Here is a 19,293-nt window from a genome sequence, read left to right on the forward strand (position 1 = left end):
GCGCCTAATAAATATTGTTTTATTTTCTTAGGTCTTGTTGCACTTGCTGCATCGTTCTGACCCAAGGTTTTTTCGCCTGAATCTCGGCTGGTAGAGATGAAACAGCCCGTTTGGCTTCAGAAACGGAACGGTAATCACCATGAATTAAAACAAACCAAACTTTTCCATTACGTTTAGTTTCATAAACTTTGTAATGGGTAAGACTATACTTTTTAGCAAAAGCGGTCAGTGTATCTGAGCGGCTGGCACTACTTAATTGCAAAGTGTAGTGGTTTGCCGGGGTTTTCAATAGATCACTACTGGCGCTACTGCCCTCATTATTTTTACTGCTAGTATGATTTGTCGATGGTTTTGATTTAGCCGGTGTTTCTGATTTCAGTGGACGGATATTTTCCGATTTCTGTTGTACCACCGGTGGCGGTGTTACTGGCTGTGATTGTTGGGCTTGATTCAGATTTTGCACTGCGTGATTTATATTACTTTGTTGTTGAGTCAGGGCATCAGGAATATTTCCTGGTAATTCAATGCGCTGATTTTGACTTTCGCCATTGTTAGTTTGAGGCTGATGAGGTTGAGTTGCAGTACCGCCAACAGGAGGAACATGGATTTCCTGTGGCCTGTTAATTGTATTTGTGGTGTTACTCTCTGATGTTACGGATTGATTGTTATCGTTGCTGGATGATGAACTTGATAAATCAATATTCTTCTCGGCGACATTTGGCGATTGCTGTTTTTCATGCTCAGTTGGGGCTTTTAAGGCTGAACTGATAGCAATAATCAGCAGTAGCAGCACTAAAATCCCAATGCCGAGCATCATTTGCTGACGTGAAATCGCAAATTTGGGTTTATTTAATGGCTGACGCGAGCGTGAAGAACGGCGATCTGAAGTATCTGGCCTAAACTCATTATCTGCTCTTTGTTCATTTTCTGATTTGAATTCGTCCATATGCCCTCCAAACAGAGCCAATGATGCCAATTGCAATTGAAGCCAGTCCGGCTGGCTGACTTAACTAAGATGGAAATTTGTTTGATAGAGTCGTTATTTTATGACACAACAATCAGATGTATGCAAAAAAACATTTAATTTAATGCCATAAGCATACAACTTACTTAAAATTTACCCATTTTCATAGGATAAACACTGACGAATAGCGTCAATAACACAATTGTGTTCAAGATCTGAGCGGAGATAGGCTTTACCTATTTTTGTTGGAAGAACCAGCCGTAATTTACCTGCTATAACTTTCTTATCTCGCATCATATGTGGCAGATAGGCTTCTGGCGGCATATTTTGTGGTCCGTGTACAGGCAGATTTGCCCGCTCCAACAATCGGATAATACGTTGAGTATCCTGTTCAGTGAAATTATCAGCAAGTTGAGCTGTTCTTGCTGCCATGACCATGCCTGCGGCAACCGCTTCTCCATGTAACCAGACACCATATCCCATCTCTGTTTCGATGGCGTGACCAAAGGTGTGACCAAGATTCAACAGGGCACGCAAGCCACTCAATTCTTTCTCATCTGCTGCGACAACTTCAGCTTTCAATTCGCAACAACGACGGATGCAGTAAGCCATTGCTTGGTTGTCGAGAGCCAGAAGTTTATCCATATTATCTTCAAGCCAGCTAAAAAATGCGCTGTCGAGAATGATACCGTACTTAATGACTTCAGCCAGACCGGAAGAGAGTTCGCGGGCTGGAAGCGTTTGCAGGCAGTTGAGATCGACCATCACAGAGACTGGTTGATAGAATGCCCCTATCATATTCTTGCCAAGGGGATGGTTTACTGCGGTTTTTCCTCCAACAGAGGAATCAACCTGAGCAAGAAGGGTGGTAGGTATTTGAATAAAACGGACGCCACGTTGATAACAGGCGGCGGCAAAACCAGTTAAATCACCGATTACGCCGCCACCGAGAGCGATAAGCGTTGTGTCCCGGCTATGGCTATTTTCCAGCAAAGCGGAAAATACCTCATTTAATACGGAAAGAGATTTGTACTGTTCACCATCAGGTAGAACTATTTCATCTACCCGAATCCCGGCTTGCTGCAAGGCGGCTTTTACTTTTGCCAAATACAGCGGAGCTAGGGTTTGATTCGTTACCAACATAACCTGCTGGCCTGCTTTTAGTGGCGCAAAAGCAGAAGGATCGTCAAATAACCCTTTTGCAATGGTAATTGGGTAACTACGTTCCCCTAAAGTGACAGTGATCTTTTCCATAAGCAGCCTTCGCCTTAATTATTTATCGCTGTACAGACTTGCTTGAATCAATTTTTTTCCAGTAACTCAATGATTTGATTAGCGACAACTTTAGCGCTCTGCTCATCGGTACGGATAGTGACATCAGCAATTTCCTCGTACAGAGGATTACGTTCGTTTGCTAAATTTTCTAAAACTTCACGTGCTGGAGCGTCAACTTGAAGTAAGGGGCGTTTTTTATCGCGCTGGGTGCGTGCTAGCTGTTTTTCAATGGTGGTTTCCAAGTAGACCACGACACCACGGGCAGACAGACGATTACGGGTTTCTCTGGATTTCACAGAACCTCCGCCAGTCGCCAGTACAATGCCTTGTTTTTCAGTGAGTTCGTTAATCACTTTTTCTTCGCGTTCGCGGAAGCCTTCTTCGCCTTCCACGTCGAATACCCAGCCCACGTCAGCTCCGGTACGTCGCTCAATTTCTTGATCGGAGTCGTAAAACTCCATATTGAGTTGCTGAGCTAACTGACGACCAATAGTGCTTTTGCCGGCACCCATAGGCCCAACCAGAAAGATATTACGTTTCTCTGCCATGTTTTTGGTATTACTAAGACTATTCGTTAATGATAACCCGCCCCGCTAATCAAATCAGCAGCGGGACCTAAACTGAAACCTCATGAGCGGTAATGTGAGATCAGATAACAAAATTATCTCAGTACATCAGCCAGTTTTGCAACTATATAAATCAATGATGAGCTTTTTGTAACGAAAGCTCTGGTTTCATTGGCTGATTATTGTGATGTTAAACCCGACCACTCAATTAGTTAACTCTTGTATGCTAAATCGGACTCAGCGTCAAATCTATAAACAGGATTAGTTGGAAAAATCTGCTCATCATCATACGGAATAGTTAAGTTTTTTATATCCAACTTGCTGATATAACGGTTATATTTTTATTTTCGGCTAAATATCCATCAGTTGAGGCGTAATAAATATGACTAACTCACGTCGGCTGTGTTTATGGCCTTTTTGGTTAAATAGCGAACCGATCAATGGGATGTCTGATAGATAAGGTACCTTCTGGGTTTGCTCGCCTTTTTTCTGTTGAAAAATTCCTCCGAGAATAAGTGTTTCACCGTTCTTTACCGTAACTTGAGTTATTATTTCCTGTTTGTCGATGGTTAAATTCTCACCTCCTCCTTGACTTATTGAGATCCCTGGCATGTTTTGGCTGATTTTCAGAGAGAGCCTGATTTTGTTTTTTCTCAGTATATGAGGGGTAACTTCCATTCCTAGTACGGCTTCTTTAAATTGCACGGTACTTTTCTCTTTTTCTTGGCTGACGTAGGGAATATCAGAGCCTTGTTTGATGCTGGCTAGTTGTTGGTGTGAGGCGGTTAGTCTTGGGCTAGCAATAATATCTAGTTGGTTTTCTTGTTCTAAGGCACTGAGTTCCATTTCCAGCAAACTGGTGTGAATACGGGCAATATTGAACGAAAATCGATGCATGTTATCGTTGGCGGCTTGGTTGATATTGAGGCGGTTTATACCCGTTGATGTATTAATCTGCTCTCCTATCGGCATGCCCCAATAAATACCGAGTTCATGTAGTGCTTCTCTGCTGCTGGTCACGATATGTGCCGTAATCTGTACTTGCTGCTGTGGTGTATCTATCTCTTTCAGCCAGCTTTTTATTTGTGCGATGGCGATGGGGGTATCCTGTAAAATCAGACTATTAGTTTCAGGATCAAAATCAACTTTACCCTCTTTTGTTATCAGTGCGGGTCTGTTTTGCCCGAGATTCAGAGCAATTCTTTCTGCGTCTGCATATTGTAATACGGTTGAGAGGGATTGAATTTCGGTCTCATTGACTGATTGATCAAATAACTCAACCGATTGCTCTTCTGTCTCTATCATCGGGGGAGCAAAAGGATTTCTTATCTCTGCAACAACAATAGCGGGCAGAAAAAGGATAAATAGAATAAATTTTTTAGTCATAAAATTCCTCATGTGAGGTTTCTGACAGGGTGATTTTGACGTTTAGGGATTCACCTGATGGCGAAATGGAAAGCTGTTTGATCAGCAACGGCGGATATAACGTTTGTAACGCTTCAAGAAAACTCAGCATCTGTTCGTAGTTCAAATAAATTGTGATTTGCCAGAGCGTTTTTTCCCCTTCTTTTTTACGTTGCCACTCAAGAACTTGCGCGCCAGAATTTATCAATGGCTGTTGTAGTTGTTTTATTGCGGTAATTTTTACCGCATTTTGTCGCGGCTTACCGAGTTCATTTTCTATTTGGTTGATGTGTTGTTGTATATCTTCCAATAACGGTAGCTGATTTAGTCGTTCATGGGTTGCTTTTGTATTGGTTTGCTGGGCTGCTATTTTTTGTGTCAGGCTACTTCTCTGTTCAGCTTTTTCTTGCCAGAAGAAAAGATAAAACAGGATCAGAAATAGCATGATGATAGCTTGCTGCCAGATCAAGAGCAGCCAGGTTGGTTTGGCAAACCACCATAGATAGTCACTTTTTATCATTGGATATTTCCGCCCGCCAGTTAGCGTCAATAATAAATTGTCTGATTTGTTGTTCGGTGGTGGTCATCTTTTTTAGTTGAATTTCAGACAATTGCCCGTTGTTTTCAAGATTATCCAGCAGAGAGGTCATACTGGAATAATCCAGACTATTAGCAACCAGTTTTAATTGACCTGCCTGATCATCAAAAGCGGTTAACCAACTTCCTTCAGGTAGTAATTCAGGTAATTCATTAAATAATTGCCAATGTTGCTGGTTCTGTTTCAGCCACGTTTGTTGTTGTTTTGATTTATAGATCAGTTTGTTGTGAAGATTGATTGCCTCTTCTGTCTGAGTTATCTGCTGTTGCAAATGTAATTGTTGCTGGCTGAGTTGTTGTAATTGCCTTTGATACTGGTTAATCGTTTCCTGTTGTTTTAATAACATCCAGACGAGCACTGTCAGCCACAATATCAATTGCAATAAGAGAAGAATCGCCCACCAACGATAACGATGTCTTAGCCGGGTTTGTCGCCAAGGCAGAAAATTAACCTGATACATCGTTACTTATCATCCGGTCTGAGTGCTAAACCACCGGCTATCACATATTCCATCAGTTGAACTGGCAGTGGTGGTTGATAGTGACGGAATGCTGCCAACATATCCCAAGAATAGGTTCCTTCAGGTAGGGCTTCTTGTTGGTAGCTACTGTAATAAACAGGTTGTTCAGCCATAGATGAAGCAGATAATTGACGGATAATCTGCTGTGGAGAAGCTGCTGTATTTGCTGATACTAGATCATAAGCGAAGGGGGCACTGGCAGGAGATACCCATAGCCAACCAGATTGTTGCCTGTGTAGCAGCCAACTATCAGCGGGAACGCCGGCGTATTGCGCTATATAGCGTAGGGCACAGGGGGCTATATCAATGGCGTCTGGAATTATTTCTGCTTGTGCAAGACATTGTAGCCAGAGGTTGAGATCTTTCTGGCGAGCAGCGCTGATGTAGGCGTTTTGTTCAATAATACGGTAATCCAGCGCCAATTCTCGGGTGTTAAAGGGAAATTGTTTCTCGGCGCTAGCATTGATAAACCAGCCTTGTTCCGGTTCTTTAAGATTGATATCTGGGGGTAAAGCCAGACTCTTCTGCAATGTTTGTTGTACAGGTAGAGCGAGTCTGAAACTGATTTTTTTAGGTAATTCTTGGCGCCATTGATTTAAAATATCACATAGTATTTCTGGCCGTTGTAGACGGCCTTCCGGCATAACTGTATCGGATAAAAGATATTGCCAGCAGTGGCGAAGCTGCCAGCCATCTCGGCGTCTTATAGCTGCGACGGCGCGAAGGGCGCCATTTTGGATGTCCAATCCGACATACCATTTTGGTGAATACATCTATCGATCTCCATATCAGTAATTTTAATAAAAGACCATATTCAAGGTGCGGTGTAACCTTTATACTACGCGCCGATTGTTTATAAACCACTCGACTAACGTGGCATGGGAAATTTCAGGTGAAGTTCGTAAAGTATTTTCTAGTCTTTGTCGTGAGTTGCATTTTTCTGGGAACGGCCTCGATTTTTGGTATGTACCAATATATCGAGCCTCAGTTACCTGATGTGGCGACATTAAAGGATGTTCGATTACAGACACCAATGCAGGTGTTCAGTGCAGATGGCGAGCTGATTGCCCAATATGGTGAAAAACGCCGTATGCCTCTTGGGTTGTCCGAAATTCCACCGATTATGGTGAAGGCGTTCATTGCAACTGAGGACAGTCGTTTTTATGAGCATCACGGGGTTGACCCGGTAGGGATCATCCGGGCAGCGTCTGTCGCGATGAGTTCAGGCCATGCATCGCAAGGGGCAAGTACCATTACTCAGCAACTGGCGAGAAATTTCTTTCTCACTCCAGAGAAGACTTTGATGCGTAAAATTAAGGAAGTCTTTCTGGCTATCAGGATTGAGCAATTGCTGAATAAGGATGAAATCCTCGAACTCTATCTTAATAAAATTTACCTTGGTTACCGGGCTTATGGCGTCGGGGCTGCGGCTCAAGTCTATTTTGGTAAGAGTGTCAATGAGTTGACGCTGAGTGAAATAGCGATGATTGCCGGCTTGCCAAAGGCGCCTTCTACGTTTAACCCTCTGTATTCGTATAATCGGGCGATTAACCGCCGGAATGTGGTTCTGAGCCGTATGCTCAATCAGGGCTATATTACTCAGCAGCAATATAATCAAGCTAGAAGTGAAAAGTTGGTCGCTAATTACCATGCGCCCCAAATTGCTTTCTCTGCGCCCTATTTGTCCGAGATGGTGCGTCAGGAGATGATTGAGCGTTATGGTGAAAATGCTTATACCGACGGTTATAAAGTTTACACCACAATTACCCGTAAACTTCAGTTGGCTGCCGTGGATGCGGTGCGTAATAACATCATTGATTATGATGTGCGTCATGGCTACCGTGGGGCGCAGGAAGTTTTGTGGAAAGTGGGCGAACCTGCTTGGGATCGGGAACAGATTGCCAAGAAGCTTAAGACTTTGCCAAATTATGGGCCATTAATTCCGGCTGTGGTGACCAGAGCGGGTACCGATCAGGCGATAGTCATGTTGCCTGATGGCAGTAATGCGGAATTGCCAATGGCGGGTGTCCGTTGGGCCAGAAAGTTCAAATCTGATAGTGCGCAGGGGGCGGTTCCTCGTAGTGTGAATGAAGTGGTGCAAGTTGGTGAACAGGTTTGGGTTCGGAAAGTAAAGGATATTTGGTGGTTGGCGCAAATGCCGGATGTTAATGCTGCTTTGGTCTCTATTGATCCGAATGATGGCGCTGTGAAGGCGTTAGTTGGTGGGTTTGATTTCAACTTGAGTAAATTTAACCGTGTCACTCAGTCGTTACGTCAGATTGGTTCCAATATTAAACCATTTCTCTATACCGCGGCGATGGACAAAGGGCTGACATTAGCTTCATTGCTGAATGACTTACCAATTAGTCGTTGGGATGCTGGAGCTGGTACTGACTGGCGTCCGAAAAACTCACCACCGACTTATGTTGGGCCAATCCGTTTGCGTCAGGGATTAGGGCAATCGAAGAACGTCGTGATGGTGCGAGCAATGCGAGCAATGGGAGTCGATTATGCTGCTGATTACCTGCAACGGTTTGGTTTCCCAGCACAAAATATAGTACGTACAGAATCGTTGGCGTTGGGATCGCCATCATTCACACCAATGCAAATGGTACGTGGATATTCGGTCATGTCCAATGGCGGCTATCTGATCGATCCTTACTTTATTACTAAGATTGAAAACGAAGATGGCGATATTCTATTTGAGGCTAAACCGAAAATTGCATGTCCGCAGTGCGATATTCCAGTAATTTATGGGGATACGGTACGTTCAATCGAGCTTTCTGAAAACTCGATTGAGAATGTTGCTCAATCTCATGTTAGCCAGCAAGAGATATTGCCGTTGCCTGAATTGGAAAGAGTACCGGTAATTGATAACCATGAAGATGCGCAAAAATATGCTCCTCATGTTATCAGTACTCAGTTGGCATTTTTGATCCATGATGCTTTGAATAGCAATATTTTTGGTGAGCCGGGTTGGTCCGGTACGGGTTGGCGCGCCTCGCGCGATCTGAAACGTCGTGATATTGGCGGTAAAACTGGAACAACTAACAGTTCAAAAGATGCCTGGTTCTCAGGTTATGGGCCGGATATTGTCACGACGGTTTGGATTGGTTTTGATGACCACCGTAGAAGCCTTGGTCGTACAGCAGCCAGTGGCGGTGAGGCGGGTGCTAAGAGTGCGCAACCAATTTGGGATGACTTTATGAAGATCGCACTGGAAGGGGTTCCTGAAAAAGAAGTCACACCACCTCCGGGGATTGTTTCTGTCGTGATAGATCGTAAGACAGGCAAACTTGCTGGCGGAGGAGGGGATACCCGTAGTGAATACTTCATTGATGGAACTCAACCTACCGAGAGTGCGGTGCAGGAAGTTGGCACGACTTTAATTGAGGATGGTGAAAGTCAGGAATTATTCTGATGATAAAACAGGCACAACGAAGCGGGTTGTGCCTGTAAACTTTTCAACGGTGTTTTAAGTATTTTTGTGCCAGAAATAGGGCGCAGACATTACGCGCTTCGTTGAAATCAGCGTGATCCAGTAATGACATCATATCTGCTATTGGCCAACGTATTTGTGGTAGTGGTTCAGGTTCATCTCCTTCCAGGCTTTCTGGATAGAGATTTTCAGCAATAACAATGTTCATTTTGTTAGAAAAATAGGATGGGGCCATCGTGAGTTTGGCTAATTGTTCTATTTTTCCGGCGCCAAAACTGACTTCTTCTTTCAATTCACGATTAGCGGCTTCAAAGATACTTTCCCCAAGGTCGATCGCGCCTTTAGGAAAGCCTAATTCGTACTGCTCAATGCCGACTGCATACTCACGAATAAGCAACAATTCATCCCCAATGACCGGGATTATCAGAACAGCTTCCCGATTGACCGGACGCATCCGTTCATAAACGCGTTTTACACCGTTACTGAATTCGAGATCAACTGACTGAATATGAAATAAACGTGAATGGGCAATGTCCTCTATGTTTAGGATTTTAGGGTTTTTCAGGTCATTCATAATTGCCCCTGATGGTTTTAATATGGGTTGAGTTGAGTGCCTGTGTATTATTACGTCATAAATTATTTCATTAACCTTAGATTTTATGATGAAATTAGGTACACTCCATAGCTTGACTAAATATGGCCGATTATTTTGATAAATGATAGTGATTATCGCTGGTTATTGTTGTTACTGTTATCTTTATCCTCTTTGGAAATAGATCTATGTTGTAGATAGTTTAGTGCGTGATTATATAACTCATTGTAAAATAAATTAAAAAATAAATAGAAATAACCTAATTCAGAACTTAACGTGTAGTTGTTAATTTGCAGACAACAATAGCAAGATTGTCATGGGTATGGGGATAAAATGAGCGTAACAGTCGTTATATTGGCTATCTTGATAATTAGCCTGATTGTCATGGCTTCCTTGCTGATTTTTAAATGGAAGCTACATGATAACGCCTGTTATCTGCCTTCTGTTGCCGCGCCGACCTATCGTAAACTTAATGCTGATGAGTATCAGGCTATTGAATGTTATTTGAGTCGAGTGTTGCCGCCAGTTGTAACAGACCGTATTAATAAAACGAGTTGGCCGATTCTGATGGGTAAAAATGATATGGTTTATACTATCTGTCATTCTATTACCCGCTTTTCTGTTGCCTCAGATGAACTACATAGTTGGCGTTATTATATTGATATGGCAGAAGTTCATTTACCGTTTTTCCTTGAGCCTTTTATTAAACAGCAGAATGTTATTGATGTTGTTCACACCGCGACAATACCCCTTGTTATTTCGATTAATGGTTACTTTCTGAAAGATTTTCAACAGGATTTTCCTTCTGCTCCGGTAACTTCAGATGTATCTCATCAACAGGCGTCGATTCAGAAAAATGGTGAAACCAGTGTGAAATTACAAAATATCCGCAAAGAGACATTGGAAGAATACCGGTTAAATCACTCATCGGGTATTTGGCAGGGGGGATTTTTGTGTTTTGGATTTTTCGTTTGGTTTCTTGCGTTACTTTTACCAACACTGCTTTTGCCGTGGCTGATGTTAATTGCGGGTAGTTTAGTCGTTGTTAGTTTTTGGCCGCTATTTTGTCCGCTCTCAATATGCAGGCGTCAGGATATTCACTGTTTTACCGGTATACCAAAACGATGGGGGTTATTTGGCGAATTTGAGCAAGGGCAAATGAGTAATATTTCACTTGGTGGAATTGATTTAATTTATCCTCCTCATTGGGAGCCCTATGTTGCTCACTATCTTGATCAAAAAACCGATATTGATATTTACAGTAACGGCCAGGTAGTCAGGCAAGGGCATTATCTCTCTTTGCATGATGAAGAAAAAAATTACCCTTATCGTCGTTATGGGAAAAATCTCATGATGATTGTTAGCAGTCTGCTTATTATGTTGCTGCTCTATTTTTATCATCCGGTTAGTGTACCGATGAAACTCAGTTTTGCCTGGTTGCGTGGCAGCAGCACAAAAGTTGTCACTGACGCTAATATGATGGAAAGGATGGGATTGCGAGTTGGGGACGTCCTGAAAGCAAAAGGGGTTGGTATGTGTTATATGCCGCCAAATAATATGAACGGTAAAGGCGACACCTATTTTTCTCCATTCGATTGTTCGGGGATATATTGGAATAGAGTTAATCCACTGCCAATACCAGAATCAGCAATTATAGAAAATGCAGCTAAACTGATTGCAACTGTTAATAAACAATTACGTTTACAGGAAAATGACGATGCAATGAATCCAGACCTTGCTCAGGAGATTTTCAAATCTGGTATGATTTTATTGGATGATTTTCCTGATATTATATTGAAAACTAAAGAATTATGTGAAAAAGAAACAGACTGTTTACGATTGAAAAATGCTTTGGTTAATTTGGGTAGTGCTAATGACTGGCTAACTTTGTTAAAGAATGCAGAAAGTGGCAAATTAGATGACACTCATGTTTTATTGCGTCCGGCAGGCGCTGAAGCTTTGGGAAAGTTGGTTGATGCAACTACATCATCATTTATCTATCGGGAAATAGATAAAGTCGCAATACTGCTTAATAACCCTTCTCCTGGTGGAGTTCTGCTTATCAGTGATGAAGGCAAGCAATTGGTTGAGTATATAACGCCGGCCATCATCTCTTATGACCATAGTGCGTTGGAACAATGGCGTGAATTACAACGGTTATCGGATATGGTATTGCAAACCCCCTTTGAGACAACGGGAATTATCACGGAATTGTCGGTAGATAGTCATGGAACCCGGCGGATTGTGTTGCATAATGAACTGGATTCCATGACGCTTGCTCGTTGTATTGGTACCACTGTTTTATTCTTGGCTCTTTTTACGACCCTACTCATTAATTTTGTGCTGGTTGTTAAGAAAAATCGGCAGAACAAACAACGTCTAAACAAAATCAGGCAATATTACGATAACTGTTTTAATACACTTTTTCCGCCTACGCGTTGGCGATAATTGACAATGGTATGTTAGGCTTTGCGTTATTTGCCGAAGCTGATAGTGAGAGGAAAAATGAAGGGTAATTCAGACTCCGATCAAGCTGTCCGTCTGGATAAGTGGCTGTGGGCAGCTCGTTTTTATAAAACACGGGCTATTGCACGGGAAATGATAGACGGTGGTAAAGTTCACTATAATGGTCAAAGAAGTAAACCGAGTAAATTGGTTGAACCAGGGGCTGAAATTAAACTGCGTCAGGGTAATGATGAACGTATAGTTGAAGTTCTTGCACTAAGCAATCATCGGCGCGGTGCGCCGGAGGCGCAACAACTTTACCAAGAGACGGAAGCGAGTATTGCTAACCGGGAAAAAATGGCAATGGCTCGAAAAATGAATGCATTAACTATGCCTCATCCTGATCGCCGACCGGATAAAAAAGAAAGACGCACGCTGATTAAGTTTAAAAACACCAAATTAAGTGAGCAGGAATAACCTGCTCGAATGAGAGATCTTTATGTTTAAACAAGACCAATTACACCGCTTTTTATTTGAGAATTATTCTGTACGTGGTGAGCTGGTTTTAGCCAGTGAAACTTACCAGCATATTTTGGAAAATCATGATTACCCACAGCCGGTACGGCAATTATTGGGAGAACTGTTGGTAGCAACCAGTCTATTGACGGCAACACTGAAATTTGATGGTGATATTACGGTTCAGATTCAGGGAGATGGTCCGGTAAAACTGGCGGTGATTAATGGTAATCATCAACAACAAATGCGAGGTGTCGCTCGTATTGATGGATTAGTGACTGAAAATAGCAGCTTGAAACAGATGGTTGGTACAGGCTATATGGTTGTTACCATTACACCGACTCATGGTGAGCGTTATCAGGGAGTGGTTGCGCTGGAAGGTGAAACATTGGCGGATTGCCTTGATAATTATTTCAGACAGTCTGAACAGCTACCGACTCGTCTATTTATCCGTACTGGTATTCAGGATGGAAAGGTTGCGGCTGGTGGTATGTTGTTACAGATTCTGCCAACAGCGGAACAAAGTAGTGCAGAAGCTTTTGATCATCTGGCGCAACTTACCGCAACCATTAAAGGTGAAGAGTTATTTTCATTGGAAGTTAAGGAGATCTTGCACCGCCTTTATCATGAGGAGGATGTCATATTATATGAGCCTCAAGCGGTCGAATTCCGTTGTACTTGTTCGCGCCAACGTTGCGCTGACACATTAGTCACACTTTCCGATGAGGATGTTAATCATATTTTGCAGAAAGATGGCAACATTGATATGGCGTGTGAGTATTGCGGTACGCACTATATTTTTGATGCTGATGATCTTGCTGCAATCAGAGCGGAAAAAAAGAACCAGCTCCATTGATATTCTATCTAAACAAATTTTCTCACCTCTTAAGGCGCGGATTCGCGCCTTTCTATCAATATCCATAATATTCAAAACTGCTTTTGTGCCTTTGGCCCCAGATTAAACTTAAAAAAATAGTGGGTTTTCAATTTTTTGATAACTATCGCTGTTAATTAATCATAACTATTTATTATTGCTCACAGAAAAAGCGTGACTACCCAGGAGCAATAAACATGAGTGTTAAAGGTATTACCCCGCAGGAACTCGCGGACTATGGAATCCATGATGTTAATGAAGTTATTTATAATCCAAGCTATGAGTTGTTATTTTCAGAAGAAACCAAACCTTCACTCGAAGGCTGCGAGAGAGGCACTCTAACCAACCTGGGGGCTGTGGCTGTCGATACGGGGATCTTCACGGGTCGTTCTCCCAAAGATAAGTACATTGTTCGTGATGATGTCACCCGTGACACCGTATGGTGGGCTGATCAGGGAAAAGGCAAAAATGATAACAAGCCATTACAGCAGGAAACATGGACATACCTGAAAGGCTTGGTAACTAAACAGCTTTCAGGCAAACGTTTGTTTGTAGTTGATGCTTTCTGTGGCGCTAATGCAGATACACGATTGAAAGTCCGCTTTATCACAGAAGTTGCGTGGCAGGCCCACTTTGTTAAAAACATGTTTATCCGTCCGTCAGATGAAGAGTTGGCTGAGTTCAAACCAGATTTTATTGTGATGAACGGTGCAAAATGCACCAACCCGCAATGGCAAGAGCAGGGTTTGAACTCTGAAAACTTTGTTGCGTTTAACCTGACAGAACGTATGCAGCTTATTGGTGGTACCTGGTACGGCGGCGAAATGAAGAAAGGAATGTTCTCTATGATGAACTACCTGTTGCCGCTGAAAGGTATTGCTTCGATGCACTGTTCTGCCAACGTGGGTGAGAAAGGGGACGTTGCGGTCTTCTTTGGTTTGTCGGGTACAGGTAAAACCACTCTTTCTACTGATCCAAAACGTAAGCTGATTGGTGATGATGAGCACGGTTGGGATGATGACGGCGTCTTCAACTTTGAAGGAGGTTGCTACGCGAAAACCATCAATCTGTCCAAAGAGGCGGAACCTGATATCTACAATGCGATTAAACGTGATGCGTTGCTGGAAAACGTTACTGTACTGACAGATGGCACGGTTGATTTCAATGATGGCTCAAAAACTGAAAATACTCGTGTTTCCTATCCTATCTGCCATATTGAAAATATTGTTAAGCCGGTTTCTAAAGCGGGTCATGCAACTAAGGTCATCTTCCTGACTGCGGATGCATTCGGTGTGTTACCTCCAGTATCTCGCTTGACACCCGAACAGACTCAATATCACTTCCTATCTGGTTTTACTGCAAAATTGGCCGGTACCGAACGAGGTGTGACTGAACCAACACCTACATTTTCTGCTTGCTTTGGTGCCGCATTCCTGACTTTGCATCCAACCCAATACGCGGAAGTTTTGGTAAAACGTATGCAGGCGGCAGGTGCTAAGGCTTATCTGGTGAATACGGGTTGGAATGGCACGGGTAAACGAATCTCGATTAAGGATACCCGTGGAATCATTGATGCCATCCTCAATGGTGATATTGAAGAAGCTGATACCATTACATTACCTATTTTCGATCTGGCGGTTCCGACAGCGTTGCCGGGTGTTAATACCGACATTCTTGATCCACGTGAGACTTATGCAGATAAATCTCAATGGGAAGAGAAGGCGAAAGATTTGGCTCATCGCTTTGTCGACAACTTTGATAAATATACCGATACCCCGGCGGGGGAAGCTTTGGTGAAAGCGGGTCCTAAACTGTAATTGTGAATTTTTTAGCCTCATCCGTTAGGGTGAGGCTTATTTGAGATTTATGTTGGAGGAAGGTCAAACAACAATATTTCACTATCACTGCTGGCGCTAAGTTGAATATTGACTTCATCCCGGATAGCCAGACCATCGCTGGTGGTAGCTTTGACGCCATTAACCGTCACTTCGCCACGAATGACTTGTATCCAAATATAACGGCCTTTTTCTGCAACATATTCGGTAGTTTCGTGCTCCTTAAGTACCCAACGCCATAAAGTCATATCCTGAAATACTCTCAGTGAACCATCCCGGGCATCAGGCGAGAGCACCAATTGGCGGCCTTGTACATCATCAAAACGACGTTGTTCATAGCGCGGTGTTAGGCCAGTTTTATCCGGGATAATCCAAATCTGATACAGATGCAATTGGCAATCACGGTTCGGGTTGTATTCTGAATGACGAATGCCGGTACCTGCGCTCATAATTTGGAATTCACCAGCAGGTACTCGTTCCTTATTTCCTATACTATCCTGATGTTCAATGGCGCCGGAAAGAACATAGGTCAGTATTTCCATATCCTTATGCGGATGGGTACCAAAACCTTGACCTGCTTCGACGAAATCTTCATTAATGACTCTCAACGCTGAGAAATTCATAAAGTTAGCATCGTAATAACTGGCAAATGAGAAGGTATGCCAGCTAGTTAACCAGCCATGATCGGCATGGCCGCGATCTGATGCTTTGCGTAAATGGATCATATTCAAATCTCCTCAATAGTTTTTACAATCTAATTGAGAAGAGATAGCATTAAAGCTTAAAAATCTGACTCAATAATTCAAATATTTTGAATTATTGATAATTGGATTAATTAATAAAAAGAAGCCAGCACCTGGCTGGCTAAAGTAAACACTGGAAGCAATGTGAGCAATGTCGTGCTTTCATCTGTACCCTGAAGACGGTTCATCTGAAAGCGATACGAATGATAATAATTATCACTATCGATTGTAAAGCGTTTTTTCTGGTCAAATACAAAATAATGGTGAGGAATCATATTAACTATTTGATAATTATTAATATTTTCATAGATATCGGTGTAATGCTCAAGGGAAAGAGAATCCTTCCACCGAGTCGATTTATTAGGTGATCCCATTAGATTATTCAGTAAATTTGACATGATATTAAGAGCCTTGACAGGATTACCGTAAACCTTTAGCAGGGGTCTATCGGTCGAAATAATTTGATTAGGAGCTGAAACACGCTTGGATTAAATAAGCTAGTGTTGGAATTTTATTTACCATAGCCAACTATTTATTTTAAAAAATGTTTTGGTGAAATAATCACGCTATAATGAATTTTAATATGCCGCTCAATGCCAAATATTCTCTAAAATTCAACTTATTCTGAACTTTTTTACTCTAATAAGCCGTTTCCTTTATATATTCTGACTGTATTTTTAACGTCATGAAAGATATCTTTTCAGGTAATTATATGTGGCATTTTTTAGCGTGGATTGTGTTAACAGGTTTGACTATTTGGGGAATGATTAATCATTCACTAAATCAGAATTATCAACAACAAACAGTTTCATTTAATATTCTTTATCGAGAGCTGAGTGAAAAGCTGGCACAACATGATGCGATTGTATCGCTAACGGATACTAATATCGGATTAGATCAGCTACAGGAAAACTTTCCGCAAATTGTCGGATTACAAGAGATGCCAATGAATGTATTAATATTCCCTATAATTAGTGAAGAGGATGAGGGAAGATATTGGCTTAATAGTAAACGCAGTAGTATCCGGTTATTAATAGATCTTAATATCCTGATGAAAGATTTATCATTATTGTCACAATTTCGAATGATACAACTGGATTGGAATAATCGTCCATTGATTATGTATGGGGTGGAGAAAGAGCACTATTTTTGGAACTGGGAGAAAAAGTTAGCTAATCGTTTTCAGCCTTTTGTGCTTAAAGTGGGTAACGATCAACAATGGTCTAAACTTCCGTGGGGCTATATTGCTTGTCTGAATTTTTTATGGGCAGTAATTATCTGTTTTATCTTTTTAATTCAGAAGAATAAAAGATTGAGGAAAATTTCTGATTTACGGGCACATTTTTTTGAATTTACCCGCTTAAATACAATGGATGAAGTGGCAACAGGTGTTGTTCATGAATTAAATCAGCCTTTGACGGCGATTATGAGTTATAACCAAACCGCGTTACGGTTAATGAAAAGGCAGCAATATGATAAAGTGACGCCAATACTGGATTCATCGATTTTGCAAACTCAACGCATCGCAAATTTATTAACGCAATACCGTCAAAAACTGACGACTGGTAGTATTATTTTACAACCTGTGAATATTCAAGCGATATTAGGTCGAGTTGAAGTATTGCTTGAAAATGAAATCAAGGCCGGTAAGATCAAGATAATAAGGAATATTTGTGATGAACTGCCAATGATATCTGCCGAGCCGTTGTGGATTGAGCAAATATTTCATAATTTAATCAGCAACGCCATTCAGGCACAGCAAGATCAAAGTCAGTCAGAATATCAAAATTGGATCTGCATCGATATCAACTATATTAATGAAATGATAAGAATCACGATAACAGATGGTGGTCCTGGATTAAGTGATGAAGCTTTAAAAAACGTATTTATTCCATTCTTCACAACACGCCAACAAGGTATGGGGTTAGGAATGACGTTAACGGAAACATTAATTCATAAACTTGGTGGTGATATTAACGCTGAAAATTGTGAAACAGGGGGAGCATGTTTTATTATTTGGTTACCAACTAATAAAGGTAAGGAGAAATAATGGCGGCAGTGATTTATCTTATTGATGATGATGAAGCGATCCGTGACTCATTATCTATGTTATTAGAAACAATGAATTGGCAGGTAAATTCATTTCCTGGTGCGCAAGAATTTATTGATGAAATTGGTAGTAAGAGTATTGCAGCGCTTCAGGGATGTATTTTATTGGATATTCGTATGCCGGGAAAACCTGGATTGGCATTGCAGGCCGATCTATTGAAGCTCAATAGTACATTACCGGTCATTATCATGACTGGACACGGAAATATTGATCTTTGTCGTCGAGCTTTTAAAAATGGCGCTTTTGAATTTTTAACCAAACCTATTGATGCGGATTTACTCATTGAAACGGTTTCAAGTGCATTATTATTTCATCGGAAAGTATTTAAGCAACGTCAGATATATGAGCAATTGAAAACGAAATTTAGCCAGTTATCTGAACGTGAAAGGGAGGTGATGAAAATTATTTTAGAAGGTAAAACCAGTAAACAAATTGCGCAACAATTGGTGTTATCACCACGTACTATTGAAGTTCATCGTGCTAATATATTTCATAAATTGGATATACATTCTTTACCGCAGTTAGTTAAAGAGTATGAGTTATTTAAGTCATTATCTTATGACTAAGTATTTCTACTAGGCTGAATAAGTAATTGGCCGAATAGCTATAGCCGATAAATCTCATTAAGTTAAAGCAGGATAATTCATCAACTTAAACTTAATGAGGTTTACCTATGAAACATTCTCTTTTCTATACTATCTTGGCAGCAGGTTTATTCGCTCAATCTGCTTTTGCTTCATCACTAAGTACTGAACGTAATATTACCCTTGAGGTAGCAAATAAATTAGCTTCTGAGGCAATCCAGTCCTGTCAATCGAATAATTATAACGTGGCGGTTTCTGTTATTGATAAAAGTGGAGTGTTGAAAGCGGTTCAACGTATGGATAAAGCAGGCTTGCATACTGTTGAGGCGAGCAAAATGAAAGCTTATACCGCGTTATCTACTCAGAGAACGTCAGAGGACGTAATGAAAACCGCACAATCAAATCTTGGTGCTCAATATTTAGGGGATATTCCCGGCTTCCTATTACTTGGTGGTGGTGTTCCAGTTAAATCTGGTGATGAAGTGATTGGCGCAATTGGTATTGGCGGCGCACCGAGTGGTTCTTTAGACCAACAGTGTGCTTTTGATGCGATTCAGAAAATTTCATCAGAGTTATCTTAATCATAATAATTTATAAAATGTACAGGAGTAGCGATAATGAATTAATTCTTTATTTCTATTTATTATTATGATATTCGTTATATTGATATTAGGAATATGGAATTTAGATTTAATATCTTTTATTATCGTGCTTTTTACAGAGGCAATAACTGGAATGAAGTTATTGCCTTTCATTTTTAAGTACTTGTAATAGGCTATTTTGAGAGTTTTATTTAATTAATTTTCTATGGTAGATTCACATAATAAG

General features: G+C 41.3%; 18 protein-coding genes. 8 read left to right on the plus strand and 10 right to left on the minus strand.

The features are described 5' to 3' along the window. Positions 1–19: 19 nt before the first annotated feature. From V2H77_RS09265 to pilM, 7 genes are all read right to left on the minus strand, one after another. A complete protein-coding gene (locus V2H77_RS09265) occupies positions 20–946 on the minus strand; it encodes an SPOR domain-containing protein (protein WP_341498565.1) in 927 nt (308 codons plus the stop codon). A gap of 171 nt (positions 947–1,117) precedes the next feature. Further along, on the minus strand, positions 1,118–2,218 hold the full coding sequence (aroB, locus tag V2H77_RS09270) for a 3-dehydroquinate synthase (protein WP_341498566.1): 1,101 nt from the start codon (positions 2,216–2,218) through the stop codon (positions 1,118–1,120). A 47-nt stretch (positions 2,219–2,265) separates the two neighbouring features. Beyond that, on the minus strand, positions 2,266–2,787 hold the full coding sequence (gene aroK, locus V2H77_RS09275; protein WP_011144496.1) for a shikimate kinase AroK: 522 nt from the start codon (positions 2,785–2,787) through the stop codon (positions 2,266–2,268). Between the two features lie 369 nt (positions 2,788–3,156). Beyond that, positions 3,157–4,191 (minus strand): type IV pilus secretin PilQ, encoded by a 1,035-nt coding sequence (gene pilQ / locus V2H77_RS09280; RefSeq protein WP_341498567.1) that lies wholly within the window; start codon positions 4,189–4,191, stop codon positions 3,157–3,159. Further along, positions 4,184–4,729: a hypothetical protein gene (locus tag V2H77_RS09285; protein ID WP_341498568.1), complete on the minus strand. Its 546-nt coding sequence runs from the start codon at positions 4,727–4,729 to the stop codon at positions 4,184–4,186. The genes pilQ and V2H77_RS09285 overlap by 8 nt, the downstream gene beginning before the upstream one ends. Next, positions 4,716–5,267, minus strand: a complete 552-nt coding sequence (locus tag V2H77_RS09290) for a PilN domain-containing protein (RefSeq protein ID WP_265377805.1) — start codon at positions 5,265–5,267, stop codon at positions 4,716–4,718. Before V2H77_RS09290 ends, V2H77_RS09285 begins: the two co-directional genes overlap by 14 nt. Before the next feature lie 2 nt (positions 5,268–5,269). Beyond that, positions 5,270–6,100, minus strand: coding sequence for a pilus assembly protein PilM (gene pilM, locus V2H77_RS09295; protein ID WP_341498569.1), 831 nt, complete (start codon positions 6,098–6,100; stop codon positions 5,270–5,272). Between the two features lie 119 nt (positions 6,101–6,219). Here pilM and mrcA point away from each other — a divergent pair, with 119 nt between their 5' ends. Further along, positions 6,220–8,748, plus strand: coding sequence for a peptidoglycan glycosyltransferase/peptidoglycan DD-transpeptidase MrcA (gene mrcA, locus V2H77_RS09300; RefSeq protein WP_341498570.1), 2,529 nt, complete (start codon positions 6,220–6,222; stop codon positions 8,746–8,748). A 43-nt stretch (positions 8,749–8,791) separates the two neighbouring features. On the opposite strand, the gene nudE is transcribed toward mrcA, so the two are convergent. Beyond that, positions 8,792–9,340 (minus strand): ADP compounds hydrolase NudE, encoded by a 549-nt coding sequence (gene nudE, locus V2H77_RS09305; RefSeq protein ID WP_341498571.1) that lies wholly within the window; start codon positions 9,338–9,340, stop codon positions 8,792–8,794. A gap of 351 nt (positions 9,341–9,691) precedes the next feature. Between nudE and V2H77_RS09310 the strand changes: the two genes are divergently transcribed. From V2H77_RS09310 to pckA, 4 genes are all read left to right on the plus strand, one after another. Then, entirely contained in the window at positions 9,692–11,806 is a 2,115-nt protein-coding gene (locus V2H77_RS09310; protein ID WP_341498572.1) for an intracellular growth attenuator family protein, read from the plus strand. Positions 11,807–11,863: 57 nt separating this feature from the next. After that, positions 11,864–12,280 (plus strand): ribosome-associated heat shock protein Hsp15, encoded by a 417-nt coding sequence (gene hslR, locus V2H77_RS09315; RefSeq protein ID WP_341498573.1) that lies wholly within the window; start codon positions 11,864–11,866, stop codon positions 12,278–12,280. 22 nt (positions 12,281–12,302) lie between these two features. Next, positions 12,303–13,175 carry an Hsp33 family molecular chaperone HslO gene (hslO, locus tag V2H77_RS09320; RefSeq protein WP_341498574.1) on the plus strand — a complete coding sequence of 291 codons (873 nt, stop codon included), beginning with the start codon at positions 12,303–12,305 and terminating at the stop codon, positions 13,173–13,175. Between the two features lie 215 nt (positions 13,176–13,390). Further along, complete coding sequence (gene pckA / locus V2H77_RS09325) at positions 13,391–15,010, plus strand: phosphoenolpyruvate carboxykinase (ATP) (protein ID WP_341498575.1); 1,620 nt, start codon at positions 13,391–13,393, stop codon at positions 15,008–15,010. Positions 15,011–15,057: 47 nt separating this feature from the next. Here pckA and V2H77_RS09330 read toward each other — a convergent pair whose 3' ends face one another. Together V2H77_RS09330 and V2H77_RS09335 are read right to left on the minus strand one after the other, a co-directional pair. Next, the gene (locus V2H77_RS09330) at positions 15,058–15,753 is read right to left on the minus strand and encodes a pirin family protein (protein ID WP_341498576.1); all 696 of its coding nucleotides are present in this window, start codon (positions 15,751–15,753) and stop codon (positions 15,058–15,060) included. A gap of 110 nt (positions 15,754–15,863) precedes the next feature. Then, a complete protein-coding gene (locus V2H77_RS09335; RefSeq protein ID WP_341498581.1) occupies positions 15,864–16,169 on the minus strand; it encodes a hypothetical protein in 306 nt (101 codons plus the stop codon). A gap of 314 nt (positions 16,170–16,483) precedes the next feature. Here V2H77_RS09335 and V2H77_RS09340 point away from each other — a divergent pair, with 314 nt between their 5' ends. The 3 genes from V2H77_RS09340 to V2H77_RS09350 all read left to right on the plus strand — a co-directional run bounded on the left by V2H77_RS09340 (position 16,484) and on the right by V2H77_RS09350 (position 19,046). Next, entirely contained in the window at positions 16,484–17,821 is a 1,338-nt protein-coding gene (locus V2H77_RS09340; RefSeq protein ID WP_341498577.1) for a sensor histidine kinase, read from the plus strand. Further along, positions 17,821–18,447 (plus strand): response regulator transcription factor, encoded by a 627-nt coding sequence (locus V2H77_RS09345; protein WP_341498578.1) that lies wholly within the window; start codon positions 17,821–17,823, stop codon positions 18,445–18,447. The genes V2H77_RS09340 and V2H77_RS09345 overlap by 1 nt, the downstream gene beginning before the upstream one ends. A 107-nt stretch (positions 18,448–18,554) precedes the next feature. Then, the gene (locus V2H77_RS09350) at positions 18,555–19,046 is read left to right on the plus strand and encodes a GlcG/HbpS family heme-binding protein (protein ID WP_341498579.1); all 492 of its coding nucleotides are present in this window, start codon (positions 18,555–18,557) and stop codon (positions 19,044–19,046) included. The last annotated feature ends 247 nt before the right edge of the window (positions 19,047–19,293 follow it).

Origin of the sequence: Photorhabdus sp. P32 (assembly GCF_038085095.1) — a bacterium.
In the GTDB taxonomy this organism is placed as follows: Bacteria; Pseudomonadota; Gammaproteobacteria; order Enterobacterales; family Enterobacteriaceae; genus Photorhabdus; species Photorhabdus luminescens.

Excerpts from the sequence above, each read along its gene's own strand:
- V2H77_RS09290 (WP_265377805.1), bottom strand. The coding sequence starts at position 5,267 with ATGTATCAGGTTAATTTTCTGCCTTGGCGACAAACCCGGCTAAGACAT.
- nudE (WP_341498571.1), bottom strand. The coding sequence starts at position 9,340 with ATGAATGACCTGAAAAACCCTAAAATCCTAAACATAGAGGACATTGCC.
- V2H77_RS09340 (WP_341498577.1), top strand. The coding sequence starts at position 16,484 with ATGTGGCATTTTTTAGCGTGGATTGTGTTAACAGGTTTGACTATTTGG.
- V2H77_RS09330 (WP_341498576.1), bottom strand. The coding sequence starts at position 15,753 with ATGATCCATTTACGCAAAGCATCAGATCGCGGCCATGCCGATCATGGC.
- V2H77_RS09285 (WP_341498568.1), bottom strand. The coding sequence starts at position 4,729 with ATGATAAAAAGTGACTATCTATGGTGGTTTGCCAAACCAACCTGGCTG.
- V2H77_RS09335 (WP_341498581.1), bottom strand. The coding sequence starts at position 16,169 with ATGTCAAATTTACTGAATAATCTAATGGGATCACCTAATAAATCGACT.
- aroB (WP_341498566.1), bottom strand. The coding sequence starts at position 2,218 with ATGGAAAAGATCACTGTCACTTTAGGGGAACGTAGTTACCCAATTACC.
- pilQ (WP_341498567.1), bottom strand. The coding sequence starts at position 4,191 with ATGACTAAAAAATTTATTCTATTTATCCTTTTTCTGCCCGCTATTGTT.
- V2H77_RS09345 (WP_341498578.1), top strand. The coding sequence starts at position 17,821 with ATGGCGGCAGTGATTTATCTTATTGATGATGATGAAGCGATCCGTGAC.
- V2H77_RS09350 (WP_341498579.1), top strand. The coding sequence starts at position 18,555 with ATGAAACATTCTCTTTTCTATACTATCTTGGCAGCAGGTTTATTCGCT.
- pilM (WP_341498569.1), bottom strand. The coding sequence starts at position 6,100 with ATGTATTCACCAAAATGGTATGTCGGATTGGACATCCAAAATGGCGCC.
- pckA (WP_341498575.1), top strand. The coding sequence starts at position 13,391 with ATGAGTGTTAAAGGTATTACCCCGCAGGAACTCGCGGACTATGGAATC.
- V2H77_RS09310 (WP_341498572.1), top strand. The coding sequence starts at position 9,692 with ATGAGCGTAACAGTCGTTATATTGGCTATCTTGATAATTAGCCTGATT.
- hslR (WP_341498573.1), top strand. The coding sequence starts at position 11,864 with ATGAAGGGTAATTCAGACTCCGATCAAGCTGTCCGTCTGGATAAGTGG.
- V2H77_RS09265 (WP_341498565.1), bottom strand. The coding sequence starts at position 946 with ATGGACGAATTCAAATCAGAAAATGAACAAAGAGCAGATAATGAGTTT.
- hslO (WP_341498574.1), top strand. The coding sequence starts at position 12,303 with ATGTTTAAACAAGACCAATTACACCGCTTTTTATTTGAGAATTATTCT.
- aroK (WP_011144496.1), bottom strand. The coding sequence starts at position 2,787 with ATGGCAGAGAAACGTAATATCTTTCTGGTTGGGCCTATGGGTGCCGGC.